A 2032-nucleotide genomic window follows, 5' to 3' on the forward strand; every position below is an offset into this window, starting at 1 on the left:
TTGCCGGTCGCCACCGCGTCGGCGGCGCCGATGAGCTGGCGAATAGGCCGCACCAGACGGTCGGCGACCGCAATGCCGGTCCAGATCGCGGACAGGATGATGATGAGCGTCAGCGACAGATAGGGCAGCGCGAAGGCCACCTGCGAGGTACGGCGGTTATCTTCCAGCCCCCGATATTCGTCGGTGTTGGACCTGACGATCTGCCTTGCCTTGATCACTTCGGGATCGACGAGCCGAATGGTGTAGAGGTAGAGTCCTTCGATCTCCCGCAGCTTGACGATGGCGCCCATGATGTTGCGCGTTTTCGGTTCGATCAGCACCGGCTTGCCGTCGGCAGCGCTGGCCACCGCGCCTTCCGGCGGCTCGGGCATGGCGAACTCCGTATCGGTCTTGGCGCTCATGACGAAAGAGCCGTCCGGCTTGATCAGCGCCGCATGGGCCAGCGAACGGCCCACGGCTTCCTTGTTCATCAAGTCGAGAAAGCCGGTACGATCAAGGCCGTAGAGCGTGCGCGACGCATCGAGATCATAGGCCATGGACAATGTCGTGCCCTGGAGGTTGCGGGCATTTTCCTGGACATAGGCGTCGGCGATCGAGAGGGACGAATTGACGATCGTCTTGGTGCGGATCTCGAACCAGCGGTCAAGGCCGATGTCGAGCGTGATCGAGGCAATGATGGCCACCATGATGGCGGGAATGGCGGCAACCAGGGCGAACATGGCGACAATGCGCACATGCAGCCGCGAAGCGGCCTTACCATGCCGGCGCGCCATCAGGATGCGGTGCACCTCACGCCCGACCAGCGCGATAAGAAACAGGACGAAAGCCGCGTTGAGGGCAATCAGCGCCAGCGTCGTCGACTCGTTCGGTGTGATCGGCGTGGCGCCGACGAGGATGGTGAACGAGATCGCAGCCGTCATCAGCGCGCCGACGACCGCGATCACACCCGGCAGCGCAAGCAGCCGGCGCCCGTCACGAGCGCCGGGTTCGCTGAAGAGCGGTTGGTTTGTTGTCGGTGCCTGCGGAGCCATGTCGCCGTCTAGAGCCATGATTGCGTCGGATGTATGCAACGCATTGTGGCGATTATGCAACAAGTGTGACCGAGACGGAAATCTTTCGCGAGCCGATCCCCTGAAAAGAGCGCGGGCTCAGATCAAGGCTCAGCCCTGCCGCGATGATTTGTAGACGTTGACGCCGAGCTCGCGGATCTTCTTGCGCAGCGTGTTGCGGTTCAAGCCCAGCAGTTCCGCGGCCTTGATCTGGTTGCCGCGGGTTGCCGTCATCGAAGCCAGGACGAGGGGAAACTCGACCTCGGACAGGATGCGCTGATAAAGCCCGGCAGGTGGCAAATCGCCGGCAAAGGAAGCGAAATAGCGCTGCAGGAAGTGCTCGACCGCCTGCCCGATCGACAAATCGTCGGGGATCAGATTGCCGCCACCCGGCACCACCGGACGTTCGCCGGTCTTGAGCTCCGCCTCGATGATCTCGGCGGAAATCTCGTCCTGCGAATAGAGCGCGGCGAGCCTGCGAACCAGGTTTTCCAGTTCGCGCACATTGCCCGGCCACGGATAGCGCTTCATCAACTCGATGCCGCCGGAAGAAATGCGCTTGGTCTGCAGGCCTTCCATTTCGCCGAGCTTGAAGAAATGGCGGACGAGGTCCGGCACATCCTCGGAGCGCTCACGCAGCGCGGGCAGCCGGAGCGGCACGACGTTGAGGCGATAGAAAAGATCCTCGCGGAAGAGCCCCTGGTTGATCAGCGTGCGCAGATCCTTGTTGGTGGCAGCGACGATGCGCACGTCGGTCTTGATCGGCGTGCGTCCGCCGACCGTGGTGTACTCGCCCTGCTGCAGCACGCGCAGCAGGCGCGTCTGCGCCTCCATCGGCATGTCGCCGATTTCATCGAGGAACAGCGTGCCGCCTTCGGCCTGCTCGAAGCGGCCGGTCGAGCGGTTCTGCGCGCCGGTGAAGGCACCCTTCTCGTGACCGAACAGTTCCGATTCGATCAGGTCACGCGGGATCGCCGCCATAT

At 62.9% G+C, this 2032-nt stretch carries 1 protein-coding gene and 1 pseudogene; both read right to left on the bottom strand.

Annotation, left to right across the window (positions count from 1 at the left end; all coding sequences use genetic code 11):
* Positions 1-1031 (bottom strand): annotated as a pseudogene (locus EN893_RS30945) (PAS domain-containing sensor histidine kinase); the annotation flags it as partial.
* A gap of 129 nt (positions 1032-1160) precedes the next feature.
* Positions 1161-2032 (bottom strand): sigma 54-interacting transcriptional regulator (locus EN893_RS30950; protein ID WP_164901267.1); only part of this gene is annotated, 872 nt, incomplete at its 5' end.

It is taken from the genome of Mesorhizobium sp. M7A.F.Ca.CA.004.04.2.1 (genome assembly GCF_004022825.1).
Classification (GTDB): domain Bacteria; phylum Pseudomonadota; class Alphaproteobacteria; order Rhizobiales; family Rhizobiaceae; genus Mesorhizobium.